This window comes from Klebsiella scottii, from assembly GCF_036561945.1.
Taxonomy (GTDB): Bacteria; Pseudomonadota; Gammaproteobacteria; order Enterobacterales; family Enterobacteriaceae; genus Klebsiella; species Klebsiella scottii.
This window is the reverse complement of the sequence record NZ_JARXNI010000017.1, coordinates 116,736-130,664: the sequence shown is the minus strand read 5'-3', so window position 1 is coordinate 130,664 and position 13,929 is coordinate 116,736. Positions and strand designations below refer to the sequence as shown.

Genomic DNA, 13,929 nt, shown 5'->3' with positions numbered 1-13,929 from the left:
ATGTCGCAGGCTGCGCTGAATACGCGGAACCACGAAGAAGAAGAGGAAACGTCTTCTTCGCGCCGAAGTAATGGAACTCGTCTGGCGGGGATTTTCTTCCTGCTGGCGGTGCTGTGTACCGTATTGGTCAGCGGGTGGATGGTTCTGGGTTGGATGGAAGACGCACAGCGTTTACCGCTGTCCAAGATGGTGGTAACCGGTGAGCGTCACTACACGCGTAATGACGATATTCGCCAGGCAATTCTGGCGCTGGGTTCTCCTGGAACCTTTATGACTCAGGATGTGAATATTATCCAAAGTCAGATTGAGCGCCTGCCGTGGATTAAACAGGCGAGCGTCAGAAAGCAGTGGCCGGACGAATTGAAGATTCATCTGGTTGAATATGTGCCGATTGCGCGTTGGAATGATCAGCATATGGTAGACGTAGAAGGTAATTCTTTCAGCGTCCCGGCGGATCGCACCAATAAACAGAATTTACCGATGTTGTATGGCCCGGAAGGCAGCGAGAACGAAGTGTTGCAAGGATATCGCGACATGGGGCAGGTGCTGGCAAAGGATAAATTCACGTTGAAAGTGGCGGCGATGACCGCGCGTCGCTCCTGGCAGCTGACGCTTAATAACGATATTAAGCTCAACCTTGGCCGCGGCGACACCATGAAACGTCTTCAGCGCTTTATGGAACTTTACCCGGTTCTTCAGCAGCAGGCGCAGACCGATGGCAAACGGATAAGCTACGTTGATTTGCGCTATGACTCGGGCGCGGCGGTAGGCTGGGTGCCTGCTCCCGCTGAGGAAACTAATCAACAACAGAATCAGGCACAGGCAGAACAACAATGATCAAGGCGACGGACAGAAAGCTGGTAGTTGGACTGGAGATTGGCACCGCGAAGGTTGCCGCTTTAGTAGGGGAAGTTCTGCCCGACGGCGTGGTCAATATCATTGGCGTGGGCAGTTGCCCATCGCGTGGTATGGATAAAGGCGGGGTTAACGACCTGGAATCCGTGGTGAAATGCGTACAGCGCGCCATTGACCAGGCCGAACTGATGGCTGATTGCCAGATTTCGTCAGTGTACCTGGCGCTTTCAGGTAAACATATTAGCTGTCAAAATGAAATTGGGATGGTGCCGATTTCAGAAGAAGAGGTGACGCTGGACGACGTTGAGAACGTGGTGCATACCGCCAAGTCGGTCCGCGTACGCGATGAGCATCGCGTGCTGCATGTCATCCCGCAGGAGTACGCCATTGACTACCAGGAGGGGATTAAAAACCCGGTTGGCCTGTCTGGCGTTCGTATGCAGGCAAAAGTGCATTTGATTACCTGCCATAACGATATGGCAAAAAATATTGTTAAAGCGGTGGAGCGCTGCGGTCTGAAAGTGGACCAGCTCATTTTTGCCGGTTTAGCGGCCAGTTATTCCGTGTTGACGGAAGATGAACGTGAGCTTGGTGTCTGCGTTGTGGACATTGGCGGTGGTACAATGGATATCGCCGTGTATACCGGCGGCGCGCTGCGTCACACCAAAGTGATCCCGTACGCGGGCAACGTGGTAACCAGCGATATCGCCTATGCCTTCGGCACGCCGCCGAGCGATGCCGAAGCGATCAAGGTGCGCCACGGTTGCGCGCTGGGCTCAATCGTCGGTAAAGACGAAAACGTCGAAGTCCCGAGCGTAGGCGGACGCCCGCCGCGCAGCCTGCAGCGTCAGACGCTGGCAGAGGTTATTGAGCCGCGTTATACCGAACTGCTCAACCTGGTCAATGAAGAGATCCTGCAGCTGCAGGAGCAGCTCCGCCAGCAGGGCGTGAAGCACCATCTGGCTGCGGGGATTGTGTTAACCGGCGGCGCGGCGCAAATTGAAGGTCTCGCCGCCTGTGCGCAGCGGGTGTTCCATACGCAGGTGCGTATCGGTGCACCGCTGAACATTACCGGTTTAACGGATTATGCCCAGGAGCCGTATTATTCAACGGCGGTTGGGTTGCTGCACTACGGGAAGGAGTCTCATCTTAGTGGTGAAGCAGAAGTGGAAAAACGCGTAACTGCATCAGTTGGCTCGTGGATTAAGCGACTAAATAGCTGGCTGCGAAAAGAGTTTTAATTTTTTAAGAGAACGCAGAAAATTAGCGTTCTCAGGCGACAGGCACAAGACGGAGAGAAACTATGTTTGAACCAATGGAATTAACCAACGACGCGGTGATTAAAGTCATCGGCGTCGGTGGCGGCGGCGGTAATGCCGTAGAGCACATGGTGCGCGAGCGCATTGAAGGTGTTGAATTCTTCGCGGTGAACACCGATGCGCAGGCGCTGCGTAAAACGGCTGTTGGCCAGACTATTCAGATTGGTAGCGGTATTACCAAGGGGCTGGGCGCAGGCGCCAACCCGGAAGTCGGCCGCAATGCGGCGGATGAAGACCGTGAAGCGCTGCGTGCTGCTCTCGACGGCGCAGACATGGTGTTTATCGCGGCTGGTATGGGCGGCGGTACCGGTACCGGTGCGGCGCCTGTGGTAGCAGAAGTGGCGAAGGATCTGGGTATCCTGACCGTCGCGGTTGTGACTAAGCCCTTCAATTTTGAAGGCAAGAAGCGTATGGCTTTCGCCGAACAGGGGATCACCGAGCTCTCTAAGCACGTGGATTCACTGATCACTATCCCGAACGACAAGCTGCTGAAAGTTCTCGGCCGCGGCATTTCGCTGCTGGACGCCTTCGGCGCAGCAAACGACGTGCTGAAAGGCGCAGTGCAGGGGATCGCCGAGCTGATTACCCGTCCGGGTCTGATGAACGTCGACTTTGCGGATGTGCGCACCGTGATGTCCGAAATGGGCTATGCGATGATGGGCTCCGGCGTGGCGAGCGGTGAAGACCGTGCGGAAGAAGCGGCTGAAATGGCGATTTCTTCTCCGCTGCTGGAAGATATCGATCTGTCCGGCGCGCGCGGCGTTCTGGTCAACATCACCGCTGGCTTCGACCTGCGTCTGGATGAGTTCGAAACCGTAGGTAACACTATCCGTGCTTTCGCCTCGGATAACGCGACCGTGGTTATCGGTACTTCTCTGGATCCGGATATGAACGATGAGCTGCGCGTGACCGTTGTTGCTACCGGTATTGGCATGGACAAACGTCCGGAAATTACCCTGGTAACCAACAAGCAGGTTCAGCAGCCGGTAATGGATCGCTACCAGCAGCACGGTATGGCGCCATTGAATCAGGAGCAGAAACCGGCAGCGAAAGTGGTGAACGACAATACGCCGCAAACCGCGAAAGAGCCGGATTATCTGGATATCCCGGCCTTCCTGCGCAAGCAAGCTGATTAAGAATTGGCTGGAAGTTGGGCATCAGCGCTCTTTGTGCTAAACTGCCCGTCCGAAAGTGTTATACACTTCGGTTGGATAGGTAACTTGGCGAGATTATACGATGATCAAACAAAGGACTCTTAAACGTATCGTTCAGGCGACTGGCGTCGGTTTGCATACCGGCAAGAAAGTCACACTGACGTTACGACCTGCGCCGGCAAATACCGGGGTCATCTATCGTCGCACCGACTTGAATCCACCGGTTGATTTTCCGGCTGATGCCAAATCTGTGCGTGATACCATGCTCTGTACTTGCCTGGTGAACGAGCATGACGTGCGGATTTCAACAGTCGAGCACCTGAATGCCGCACTGGCTGGCCTGGGCATTGACAACATAGTTATTGAAGTCGATGCGCCGGAAATCCCGATTATGGACGGCAGTGCTGCTCCGTTCGTTTATCTGCTGCTGGATGCCGGCATCGATGAGCTGAACTGCGCCAAGAAATTTGTGCGCATTAAAGAGGCCGTTCGCGTCGAAGATGGCGATAAGTGGGCTGAGTTTAAGCCGTACAATGGTTTTTCGTTGGACTTCACCATCGATTTTAACCATCCGGCGATTGACTCAAGCAACCAGCGCTATGCGATGAACTTCTCTGCTGATGCATTTATGCGCCAGATTAGCCGTGCGCGTACCTTCGGTTTTATGCGTGATATCGAATATCTGCAGTCCCGCGGCCTGTGCCTGGGCGGCAGCTTCGATTGTGCCATCGTTGTTGACGATTATCGCGTACTGAACGAAGACGGCTTACGCTTTGAAGATGAGTTTGTCCGCCACAAAATGCTGGATGCGATTGGTGACCTGTTTATGTGTGGTCACAATATCATCGGCGCATTCACGGCGTTCAAATCAGGTCACGCGTTGAATAACAAACTGCTGCAGGCCGTTCTGGCAAAACAGGAAGCCTGGGAGTATGTGACCTTCGAAGACGAAGCAGAAATGCCGCTGGCATTCCGCGCACCATCAATGGTTATGGCGTAAGCCTGACCATTCAGTAAAATCGACTGGTAACCTGGTACTCTCTCCGGCCAGGGAGCCAGTCGTTTTTCTTTTTTACCTTCCGGTTCTCATTTCACCCCGATTCAACGATCGCTGACACCGCGCGTTCGCTGCTTAATTGACCGCTTTTACCTCCGCAAAGCTTTCATTCCTGCTGCCGTGACGCGGTATTAATGGTAATATTTGGGCGCAAAATTATTTCCTGGGGTTGCTTCAACTAAAGGTAATGGACGTGAGTGGATTGCTGACGCGCTGGCGACAGTTTGGCAGACGGTATTTCTGGCCGCATCTCCTGTTGGGGATGGTCGCGGCTAGCTTTGGCCTGCCTGCGTTAAGCAATAGTCACGAAACGGCATCACCTGCGAAAGCAGCGGCCAGCAGCCACACGCCGAATAAAGTTAATTTCTCCCAGCTGGCGCTTCTGGATGCCAGCCGCCGGCCAAACTTTACCGTCGATTACTGGCATCAGCACGCCATCCGCACGGTTATTCGTCATCTGTCATTTGCCATGGCGCCTCAGGCGCTGCCGGTTGCGGAAGAATCTTCGCCATTACAGGCGCAGCATCTGGCCCTGCTCGATACGCTCAGCGCGCTGCTGACGCAGGAAAGCAAGCCGCCGGTCATTGTGCGTCAGGCGGCATACAACCCCTCCCATCGCGCCTTTTGCGTCTCCGCCTGGATTAGCCAGGTCACCGGGATACGCGCCGGGCCGCAACGCCTCAGCTGAACTAAAAACGGATCATTCTATTTTTTGTGACTCCGCATCGCGGGGCGTTTGAGATTTTATTATGCTAATCAAATTATTAACTAAAGTTTTCGGTAGCCGTAACGATCGTACACTGCGCCGCATGCGCAAAGCTGTGACGCTGATTAATTCCATGGAACCTGACATGGAGAAGCTCTCTGATGATCAGCTGAAGGCTAAAACAGAAGAGTTCCGCGCGCGTCTGGCGAAGGGCGAAAGCGTAGAAAGCCTGATCCCGGAAGCCTTTGCCGTGGTACGTGAAGCCAGTAAGCGCGTATTCGGTATGCGTCACTTTGACGTACAGCTGCTGGGCGGCATGGTGCTCAATGAGCGCTGCATTGCAGAAATGCGTACCGGTGAAGGTAAAACGCTGACCGCTACCCTCCCGGCCTATCTGAACGCGCTGTCAGGTAAAGGCGTTCACGTCGTGACCGTCAACGACTACCTGGCGCAGCGTGATGCTGAAAACAACCGTCCGCTGTTTGAGTTCCTCGGTATGACCGTTGGTATCAATATGTCGGGCCTGCCTGCTCCGGCAAAACGTGAAGCTTACGCCGCCGATATCACCTACGGTACCAACAACGAATACGGCTTCGACTATCTGCGCGATAACATGGCGTTCAGTCCGGAAGAGCGCGTACAGCGTAAGCTGCACTATGCGCTGGTGGATGAGGTGGACTCCATCCTGATCGATGAAGCGCGTACGCCGCTGATCATTTCCGGCCCGGCTGAAGACAGCTCGGAAATGTACAAGAAAGTGAACAAGATCATTCCTCATCTGGTGCGCCAGGAAAAAGAGGACTCCGATACCTTTACCGGTGAAGGCCACTTCTCGGTAGATGAGAAAGCGCGTCAGGTGAACCTGACCGAACGCGGGCTGGTCCTGATTGAAGAGCTGCTGGTGAACGAAGGCATTATGGACGAAGGCGAATCTCTGTATTCACCGACTAACATTATGCTGATGCACCACGTGACCGCAGCGCTGCGTGCGCACGTGCTGTTCACCCGCGACGTTGACTACATCGTAAAAGATGGCGAAGTCATTATTGTCGATGAGCATACCGGTCGTACCATGCAGGGTCGTCGCTGGTCAGACGGTCTGCACCAGGCCGTCGAAGCCAAAGAAGGCGTTGATATCCAGAATGAGAACCAGACGCTGGCGTCCATCACCTTCCAGAACTACTTCCGTCTGTACGAGAAGCTGGCGGGGATGACCGGTACTGCGGATACCGAAGCTTTCGAATTCAGCTCTATCTATAAGCTGGATACCGTAGTCGTACCGACCAACCGTCCGATGATCCGTAAGGATATGGCGGATCTGGTCTATATGACCGAAGCAGAAAAAATTCAGGCGATTATCGAAGATATCAGAGAGCGTACTGCCGCCGGCCAGCCGGTTCTGGTAGGTACGATTTCTATCGAAAAATCCGAAGTGGTTTCGCAAGAGCTGACCAAAGCGGGCATCAAACACAATGTCCTGAACGCGAAGTTCCACGCCAGTGAAGCGGATATCGTGGCTCAAGCCGGCTACCCGGCCGCGGTGACCATCGCCACCAACATGGCCGGTCGTGGTACGGATATCGTGCTGGGCGGCAGCTGGCAGGCGGAAGTCGCCGCGCTGGAAGATCCGACTCCAGAGCAGATCGCTCAAATCAAAGCCGACTGGCAGGTGCGTCACGAAGCGGTGCTGGCCTCCGGTGGTTTACACATTATCGGTACCGAGCGCCATGAATCTCGCCGTATCGATAACCAGCTGCGCGGCCGTTCAGGTCGTCAGGGCGATGCCGGTTCTTCTCGTTTCTATCTGTCGATGGAAGATGCCCTGATGCGCATTTTTGCCTCTGACCGCGTGTCCGGCATGATGCGTAAGCTGGGGATGAAGCCGGGCGAAGCGATTGAGCACCCGTGGGTCACCAAAGCTATCGCCAACGCGCAGCGCAAGGTTGAAAGCCGTAACTTTGATATTCGTAAGCAGCTGCTGGAATATGATGACGTGGCTAACGATCAGCGTCGCGCCATCTACAGCCAGCGTAACGAACTGCTGGACGTATCTGATGTTAGCGAAACCATCAACAGCATTCGCGAAGACGTTTTCAAAACAACTATCGATGCGCACATTCCGCCGCAGTCTCTGGAGGAAATGTGGGATGTCGAAGGCCTGCAGGAACGTCTGAAAAACGACTTCGATCTCGATCTGCCGCTCAAGGAGTGGTTGGACAAAGAGCCTGAACTGCATGAAGAAACTCTGCGTGAGCGTATTCTGCAGAACGCGGTAGAAACCTATCAGCGTAAAGAAGAAGTCGTGGGTACCGAAATGATGCGTCATTTCGAAAAAGGCGTAATGCTGCAGACGCTGGACTCCCTGTGGAAAGAGCATCTGGCGGCAATGGACTACCTGCGTCAGGGCATCCATCTGCGCGGCTACGCGCAGAAAGATCCTAAGCAGGAATACAAGCGTGAATCGTTCTCGATGTTTGCGGCGATGCTTGAATCCCTGAAGTATGAAGTGATCAGCACCCTGAGCAAGGTTCAGGTGCGGATGCCGGAAGAAGTTGAAGCGATGGAACAGCAGCGCCGCGAAGAGGCGGAGCGCCTCGCGCAGATGCAGCAGCTGAGCCATCAGGATGACGACACGGTAGCCGCAGCCGCACTGGCTGAGGAAACCGGCGAGCGTAAGGTTGGCCGTAACGATCCTTGCCCGTGTGGTTCCGGTAAGAAATATAAGCAGTGCCATGGTCGTCTGAGTTAAGCTCAGAGAATAAAAATGAAGGCGCAGATATCTGCGCCTTTTTTATGGAATTAACGCAATGAAAATACTGCAAATCTCAGTTGGCATCATCCGTAACCCGCAGGGTGAAATCTTTATTACCCAGCGCGCTGCCGATGCGCATATGGCAAATAAGCTCGAGTTTCCCGGTGGGAAAATTGAAGCGGGAGAGTCTGCCGAGCAGGCGTTAGCGCGTGAGCTGCAGGAAGAGGTTGGCATTACGGTACGCGCGTTCACTCTGTTTGATAAGCTGGAGTATCAGTTCCCCGATCGGCATATCACGCTATGGTTCTGGCTGGTTGATGACTGGGAAGGCGAGCCCTGGGGTAAAGAAGGGCAGCCGGGGCGCTGGATTGCCCAGCGTGCGCTGCTGGCCGAGGAGTTTCCGCCGGCTAACGAACCGATTATCAGCAAATTAGTGCAGTCCGCCCGCTGAGAAAATGGCCCGGACAAGACGCAACGTCATCTCCGGGATTTTCTCTGCCGCCAGACGCTACTGCTGCTGTTCGCTCCAGTCATCGGTATCGGACAGGTCGCCCGCGCTAGGAATGCGTTTTTCTTCCGCCGCCCATTCACCTAAGTCAATGAGCTGACAGCGTTTTGAGCAAAATGGCCGAAACGGGCTGTGCTCATTCCAGACCACGTTTTTACCGCAGGTCGGGCAGTTGACGATTGTCTCTTTCGACATGTTTTCTCCTTAACAACAGGCCAGTTCAAAATCAAAACGCTCGGGGACGATACCGAGTTCGCTGTCCAGCGGGAGAAAGCGAATGGCAAAGCGGCTTTTATGGCCAGAAATTTGCGGATACAGCTGGCTGGCAAGATCGAGGCGTAAACGCAGCAGATCGGCATCATCGCCATTATCCTGATAAAAACCGTTGAGGCTGGTCTGCTTGCGAAAGGGCGCGGAGTTGCGAATCAAATCGAGGATCAGCACCAGCGCCTGGGTGAGCGGCTGAAGGCTCACTAACCATCTGCCAACCTGCTCGTCGCGATACTCCTGAGGCATATGCAGCCAGATATGCAGCGTGGGCAGATCGAAACTACAGCAGCCGCCGGGAATGCTCAGACGCTGGCGAACCAGCGCAATTAAACGATCTTCACGCAGGAACTGGCCGATGCGCGGGGCAGACATTAACGCGCTGCCGGACTGCTTCAGCTGTTGGCGCAATTCGTCAATACGCCCGCGGTCGACGCCTGGCACTTCTGCCCAGGACTGCAGTTTACGCTGCTGCCGCTCGAGCTCTTTGAGCAGATCCGTGCGCACCTCGCCGCGTTCGAGGACATCCAGGAGATCGCCCGTATTGCGGAAAAAGTGGAGCGCGTCCGCGTAGGTGGCGAGCGTCGGATGCACGGACAGCTGTTGAATCAAAAACTCAATACGCAGCCAGGTGCGCATTTTCTCATTGAGGGGATGTTCAAATAGAACAGGGGTATGCATTACGATTTTTCCTGTGAGGCGGCCTGCGATGCCAGCATTAGATACTTTTCATGCAGGCGGGCGACATCCGATGCGATGGCATCCGGAGGGCCCATATTTTCAATGACATCATCCGCAGCGGCGAGGCGTTGCTCACGCGTCGCCTGGGCGGCAAGAATACGTTCTGCGTGCTCACGGCTGACCCGATCGCGCAGTATGGTTCGCTGTATTTGCGTCTCTTTTGGGACATCGACGACCAGCACGCGGTCAGCGTTGGCAGCGAGGTTGTTTTCGACCAGCAGGGGAACGACCCAGAGAACATAAGAAGAGGACGCCGCCTGCATTTGACGGCGGGTTTCCTGCTGAATGAGCGGGTGCAGCAGCGCGTTAAGCCAGGTTTTATCCTCGGCGTGAGCGAAAATGTGTTCCCGCAGGCTGCGGCGGTTCAGCGTGCCGTCATCGTTAATCATTTGTTGGCCGAAGCGAGCGGCAATCGCCAGTAGCGCGGGAGTTCCAGGTTCTACCACCTGACGGGCGATAACGTCGGCGTCAATAACGTTAACACCAAGGTGAGAAAATACATCGGCTACGGTGCTTTTGCCGCTACCGATGCCGCCCGTTAACGCTACCGTATACCTCATATACCCCGTTCCTGAAACTGATCATATACACATTGACTTTTCAGCAGCGCCCGCGCTTCACGAGCCGTGACTCTGCGGTGGGTGTCCCGTCAGGCTGCTTCAAGCCGGAAAGAGACTTTTACGACGGATACTGGATTGCTTTGTACATATAAATCAAATGGTTAAAAATGACGCTCTGGCCGTTGATTATCGCGTTCGCGCTTTTCTCAATCCACCAGGTAAATTTGTACGATTGTAGCGTAAAAAAAGTGAAAATCGCAGTCTTGCGCAGTCATGATTCGTGAGTATGATAACGTCACTGGAGTTGTGCTCTCACAATAATGCAATTAACCCCAGGAATTCGCACATGCGTATTGAAGAAGATCTGAAGCTTGGCTTTAAAGACGTTCTTATCCGCCCCAAGCGCTCTACCCTCAAAAGTCGTTCTGATGTTGAACTGGAACGCGAATTCACTTTTAAACATTCTGGCCTCTCCTGGTCCGGCGTGCCGATCATCGCAGCGAATATGGACACCGTCGGTACGTTTAGTATGGCAAAAGCGCTGGCTTCTTTCGGGATCCTCACTGCCGTACATAAACACTACACCGTAGAAGAGTGGCGGAACTTTGTGCAGACCACTCCTGCCGATGTGCTGAAGTACGTCATGGTTTCTACCGGTACCTCGGATGTCGACTTCGAAAAAACCAAACAGATCCTGACGCAGAACCCGCAGCTTGGCTTCGTTTGCATTGACGTGGCAAACGGTTATTCCGAGCATTTCGTGCAGTTCGTGGCGAAAGCGCGCGAAGCCTGGCCGCTGAAAACGATCTGTGCGGGTAACGTCGTGACCGGCGAAATGTGCGAAGAGCTGATTCTGTCCGGCGCGGATATCGTGAAGGTCGGCATCGGTCCGGGTTCCGTTTGTACTACCCGCGTGAAAACCGGCGTTGGCTACCCGCAGCTCTCTGCGGTTATCGAATGCGCCGATGCGGCTCATGGCCTTGGCGGTCAGATCGTCAGCGATGGCGGGTGCACCACGCCAGGCGACGTAGCGAAGGCCTTCGGCGGCGGCGCTGATTTCGTCATGCTGGGCGGTATGCTGGCAGGCCACGAAGAGAGCGGCGGCACCGTTGTTGAAGAGAACGGCGAGAAGTTTATGCTGTTCTACGGTATGAGCTCTGAATCCGCCATGACCCGTCATGTGGGCGGCGTTGCGCAGTACCGCGCTGCGGAAGGTAAAACCGTTAAGCTGCCCCTGCGCGGCCCGGTTGATAATACCGCCCGCGATATCCTCGGCGGCCTACGTTCCGCCTGCACCTATGTCGGCGCATCTCGTCTGAAAGAGCTGACCAAACGCACAACCTTTATTCGCGTACAGGAACAAGAGAACCGCGTGTTCAACAGCCTGTAATGCCGTTTTGCTGGCGCACCTCCTGCGCCAGCCGCTATCCCCCCATTCCGCTAATGGCGTCGCCCAGATGAAAAATGGGTAAATACATCGCCACCACCAGTACGCCAACAACGGCGCCGGTTATCAGCAGCAGCATCGGTTCAAGCAGCGTGGCCAGGCCTTCTGCCTGACGGTGCGTGCGTTCGCTATGATGGCGGGCAAGGTTCTCCAGCATGATATCCAGCGATCCTGAAGCCTCCCCGGTGCGGATGAGCTGCAGGCATAGCGGGGTAAATCCTCCACTGTTCGCCAGCGCCTGCCAGATGGCGGTCCCGTGGGCAATCTGAGTATTAACCTGATGGATCCTCTGGCGCCAAAGCGGGCAGCTTAACGTCTCTTCTACGCTTTCCAGGCCCTGCATAAAGCTGATGCCGGCGCTCTGCGTGAGGGTTAAAACGGTAAATATCTGGCTGAGCCGCTGTCCCCCTATCAGCTTTCCGACTACCGGCAAAGCGTGAAGCAGCTTTTGCCGCCGTAGTAGCCAGGAAGGGCGACGTTGGGCCAGCTGGTTGAGGAGAAACGGCAATATCGCCATCAACAGCAGCAGCGGCCAACGGTTGCTGAGGCTTTCTCCGGCGCTTATCACTACTTTGGTCAACAGAGGGAGCGGCGTGTTGAACGTCTGGTAGATAGCGGCAAACTCCGGCAGGACAAAGGTGAGCATGCCCATCACCACCAGCAGCGCCAGCAGCAGAATGACCAGCGGATAGCGCAGCGCCTTTTTGACCTTTTCGCTCAGCTGCAGCTGCTCCCGCTGCTGGCGAGCCAGATGAAAGCAGCAAAGATCCAGTTTACCGGTAAGCTCACCGGTGCGGATCATGGCCAGATAGAGCGGAGGAAACGCCTGCGGCCATCTTTCCAGCGCGCTGGAAAGCGGGATGCCCTGCGCAAGGTCCCGAGCCAGCGTTCGCAGAAGCGCCTGCCACTGCGCGCCCTGCTGCTGCTGTGCCAGCAGCTCTAACCCCTCGGCCAGAGGCAGCCCCGCCTGCAGGAGGGTCGCCAGCTGATGGATAATCTGGCCGCTGTAGCGCGGGTGCCACAGCGAGCTGCGTACCGCGCAGCGGCGGAGCGCGAGGGGGATAATCCGTTCATGCTGCAGCGCCTGAATAACCTCCAGGCGGGAGCTTTTCCACAGCGAGCCCTGGCAGGGCGATCCTTCGGGATCAAGCCCGCGCCAGTGCCAAAGGCGTTCAGTCGCCATGGGGGAGCCCCAGCACGCGGACCACCTCTTCAAAACAGGTGAGCCCCTGCTCAATGGCCAGGCAGCCGCTTTCAAACAGCGTCATCATTCCGGCTTCACGCGCCAGAGATTCAATCTCCACCGCGCTCATCCCCTGGGAAATAGCCTGCTGCAGCGCGGCGCCTATCGGGAGCACCTCAAATAGCGCCAGGCGCCCATAGTAGCCGTGATAGCAGTGCCGACAGCCCGTAGCCTGCCAGCGGGGAAGCCGACGCGGCCACAGGCTGTGCGGCACGTCAATGCCGCCTGCACCTTCCCGACGGCAGCGTGGGCAGAGCCTGCGCACCAGGCGCTGAGCAATGACCAGCGATAGCGCGGATGAGAGCATCCAGCAGGCAATTCCCATTTGCTGCAGGCGAATAAGCGTTTCGCTGGTCGAGTTAGTGTGCAGCGTCGAGAGCACGAGGTGCCCGGTTTGCGCCGCTTTGATCGCGATTTCTGCCGTTTCCGCATCGCGTATTTCGCCAACCATAACAATGTCCGGGTCCTGGCGCAGCAGCGCGCGCAGGACGCTGTTAAAGGTTAATCCGGATCGCGGGTTGATCTGCGTTTGATTCATGCCGGCGATGGGAATTTCCAGCGGGTCCTCTACGCTGCAAATATTAACCTCATCGCGGTTTCTCTTCTGCAGGGCGCTGTAGAGCGTGATGGTCTTACCGCTGCCGGTTGGGCCGGTGACCAGCAGCAGCCCCTGCGGCTGATTGAGCGCGGAGCCAAAGGCGGCAAGCTGCTCTGAGGAGAGGCCGAGCGCCTCGAGGTCCAGCGCCTGTTCCACCTGATGCAGCAGGCGCAGGACGATCTTCTCACCGTAACGGCAGGGCAGAGTGGCGATGCGAAATGACACCGATTGTCCCGAGAGAGTCTGCGTAAACTGGCCGTCCTGCGGCAGGCGGTGTTCGGCAATATCCAGGTTCCCGAGCACCTTAAGTCGCGCCGTTATCGGCAGTGCCAGTTCGGCGGCAAGCGGCGCAAGCGGATGGAGCACCCCATCGACCCGCAGACGTATGCGCAGGTTATTTTCGCCAGGCTCGACGTGGATATCAGATGCGCGCTGGCGCAGCGCCTGCTCCAGAATCTGATTGACCTGGTCGATGACGCCCGTCGGCGCCTCACTGCTGGCAGGAGATGGCCCAGACTGTCCGGACGATTGCTGGCGCTGATTCATTTTATCCTGGCTCCAGCACTCGATATCGATCCGCTTTTGCGTGGCGAAGCGCAGCGCTTCCATTAGCTCAGGCGGCGGAGAGTCTACCACCGCGATGGAGAGGGTTTGCTCATCGCTGTTAAGCAGCAGGGCGTGGTAGCGCTGGCAGAGGGCGATCAATTTTTCGGCTTTCATCG

13 protein-coding genes are annotated in these 13,929 nt (G+C 55.9%); 8 read left to right on the top strand and 5 right to left on the bottom strand.

The features are described 5' to 3' along the window. From ftsQ to mutT, 7 genes are all read left to right on the top strand, one after another. Entirely contained in the window at window positions 1-837 is an 837-nt protein-coding gene (ftsQ, locus tag QFI97_RS00855; RefSeq protein WP_095103769.1) for a cell division protein FtsQ, read from the top strand. After that, window positions 834-2,096 carry a cell division protein FtsA gene (gene ftsA / locus QFI97_RS00850; protein ID WP_004857881.1) on the top strand — a complete coding sequence of 421 codons (1,263 nt, stop codon included), beginning with the start codon at window positions 834-836 and terminating at the stop codon, window positions 2,094-2,096. Before ftsQ ends, ftsA begins: the two co-directional genes overlap by 4 nt. 62 nt (window positions 2,097-2,158) lie before the next feature. Next, a complete protein-coding gene (gene ftsZ / locus QFI97_RS00845; RefSeq protein WP_041144053.1) occupies window positions 2,159-3,310 on the top strand; it encodes a cell division protein FtsZ in 1,152 nt (383 codons plus the stop codon). 100 nt (window positions 3,311-3,410) lie between these two features. Further along, window positions 3,411-4,328 carry a UDP-3-O-acyl-N-acetylglucosamine deacetylase gene (gene lpxC, locus QFI97_RS00840; protein ID WP_095103768.1) on the top strand — a complete coding sequence of 306 codons (918 nt, stop codon included), beginning with the start codon at window positions 3,411-3,413 and terminating at the stop codon, window positions 4,326-4,328. A gap of 250 nt (window positions 4,329-4,578) precedes the next feature. Then, on the top strand, window positions 4,579-5,073 hold the full coding sequence (secM, locus tag QFI97_RS00835) for a secA translation cis-regulator SecM (RefSeq protein ID WP_331834562.1): 495 nt from the start codon (window positions 4,579-4,581) through the stop codon (window positions 5,071-5,073). A gap of 61 nt (window positions 5,074-5,134) precedes the next feature. Continuing rightward, on the top strand, window positions 5,135-7,840 hold the full coding sequence (gene secA, locus QFI97_RS00830) for a preprotein translocase subunit SecA (RefSeq protein ID WP_095103765.1): 2,706 nt from the start codon (window positions 5,135-5,137) through the stop codon (window positions 7,838-7,840). 58 nt (window positions 7,841-7,898) lie between these two features. Beyond that, window positions 7,899-8,294: an 8-oxo-dGTP diphosphatase MutT gene (mutT, locus tag QFI97_RS00825; RefSeq protein ID WP_346430399.1), complete on the top strand. Its 396-nt coding sequence runs from the start codon at window positions 7,899-7,901 to the stop codon at window positions 8,292-8,294. 57 nt (window positions 8,295-8,351) lie between these two features. Here mutT and yacG read toward each other — a convergent pair whose 3' ends face one another. The 3 genes from yacG to coaE are packed head-to-tail and all read right to left on the bottom strand — an operon-like array spanning window position 8,352 to window position 9,919. Then, window positions 8,352-8,546 (bottom strand): DNA gyrase inhibitor YacG, encoded by a 195-nt coding sequence (gene yacG, locus QFI97_RS00820; protein ID WP_041144058.1) that lies wholly within the window; start codon window positions 8,544-8,546, stop codon window positions 8,352-8,354. A 9-nt stretch (window positions 8,547-8,555) separates the two neighbouring features. Continuing rightward, the gene (gene zapD, locus QFI97_RS00815; RefSeq protein WP_095103763.1) at window positions 8,556-9,299 is read right to left on the bottom strand and encodes a cell division protein ZapD; all 744 of its coding nucleotides are present in this window, start codon (window positions 9,297-9,299) and stop codon (window positions 8,556-8,558) included. Next, on the bottom strand, window positions 9,299-9,919 hold the full coding sequence (gene coaE / locus QFI97_RS00810; protein WP_346430398.1) for a dephospho-CoA kinase: 621 nt from the start codon (window positions 9,917-9,919) through the stop codon (window positions 9,299-9,301). The genes zapD and coaE overlap by 1 nt, the downstream gene beginning before the upstream one ends. 346 nt (window positions 9,920-10,265) lie before the next feature. Between coaE and QFI97_RS00805 the strand changes: the two genes are divergently transcribed. Beyond that, window positions 10,266-11,309: a GMP reductase gene (locus QFI97_RS00805; protein WP_095103760.1), complete on the top strand. Its 1,044-nt coding sequence runs from the start codon at window positions 10,266-10,268 to the stop codon at window positions 11,307-11,309. 34 nt (window positions 11,310-11,343) lie between these two features. Here the strand turns inward: QFI97_RS00805 and hofC are convergent, their stop codons facing one another. Continuing rightward, the gene (hofC, locus tag QFI97_RS00800) at window positions 11,344-12,549 is read right to left on the bottom strand and encodes a protein transport protein HofC (RefSeq protein ID WP_346430397.1); all 1,206 of its coding nucleotides are present in this window, start codon (window positions 12,547-12,549) and stop codon (window positions 11,344-11,346) included. Then, window positions 12,539-13,927: a type II secretion system protein GspE gene (gspE, locus tag QFI97_RS00795; protein ID WP_346430396.1), complete on the bottom strand. Its 1,389-nt coding sequence runs from the start codon at window positions 13,925-13,927 to the stop codon at window positions 12,539-12,541. The genes hofC and gspE overlap by 11 nt, the downstream gene beginning before the upstream one ends. Window positions 13,928-13,929 lie beyond the last annotated feature (2 nt).

What these genes read in the sequence shown, in the direction of transcription:
- ftsQ (WP_095103769.1), top strand. Translation starts at nt 1, where the DNA reads ATGTCGCAGGCTGCGCTGAATACGCGGAACCACGAAGAAGAAGAGGAA.
- ftsA (WP_004857881.1), top strand. Translation starts at nt 834, where the DNA reads ATGATCAAGGCGACGGACAGAAAGCTGGTAGTTGGACTGGAGATTGGC.
- ftsZ (WP_041144053.1), top strand. Translation starts at nt 2,159, where the DNA reads ATGTTTGAACCAATGGAATTAACCAACGACGCGGTGATTAAAGTCATC.
- lpxC (WP_095103768.1), top strand. Translation starts at nt 3,411, where the DNA reads ATGATCAAACAAAGGACTCTTAAACGTATCGTTCAGGCGACTGGCGTC.
- secA (WP_095103765.1), top strand. Translation starts at nt 5,135, where the DNA reads ATGCTAATCAAATTATTAACTAAAGTTTTCGGTAGCCGTAACGATCGT.
- mutT (WP_346430399.1), top strand. Translation starts at nt 7,899, where the DNA reads ATGAAAATACTGCAAATCTCAGTTGGCATCATCCGTAACCCGCAGGGT.
- yacG (WP_041144058.1), bottom strand. Translation starts at nt 8,546, where the DNA reads ATGTCGAAAGAGACAATCGTCAACTGCCCGACCTGCGGTAAAAACGTG.
- zapD (WP_095103763.1), bottom strand. Translation starts at nt 9,299, where the DNA reads ATGCATACCCCTGTTCTATTTGAACATCCCCTCAATGAGAAAATGCGC.
- coaE (WP_346430398.1), bottom strand. Translation starts at nt 9,919, where the DNA reads ATGAGGTATACGGTAGCGTTAACGGGCGGCATCGGTAGCGGCAAAAGC.
- QFI97_RS00805 (WP_095103760.1), top strand. Translation starts at nt 10,266, where the DNA reads ATGCGTATTGAAGAAGATCTGAAGCTTGGCTTTAAAGACGTTCTTATC.
- hofC (WP_346430397.1), bottom strand. Translation starts at nt 12,549, where the DNA reads ATGGCGACTGAACGCCTTTGGCACTGGCGCGGGCTTGATCCCGAAGGA.
- gspE (WP_346430396.1), bottom strand. Translation starts at nt 13,927, where the DNA reads ATGAAAGCCGAAAAATTGATCGCCCTCTGCCAGCGCTACCACGCCCTG.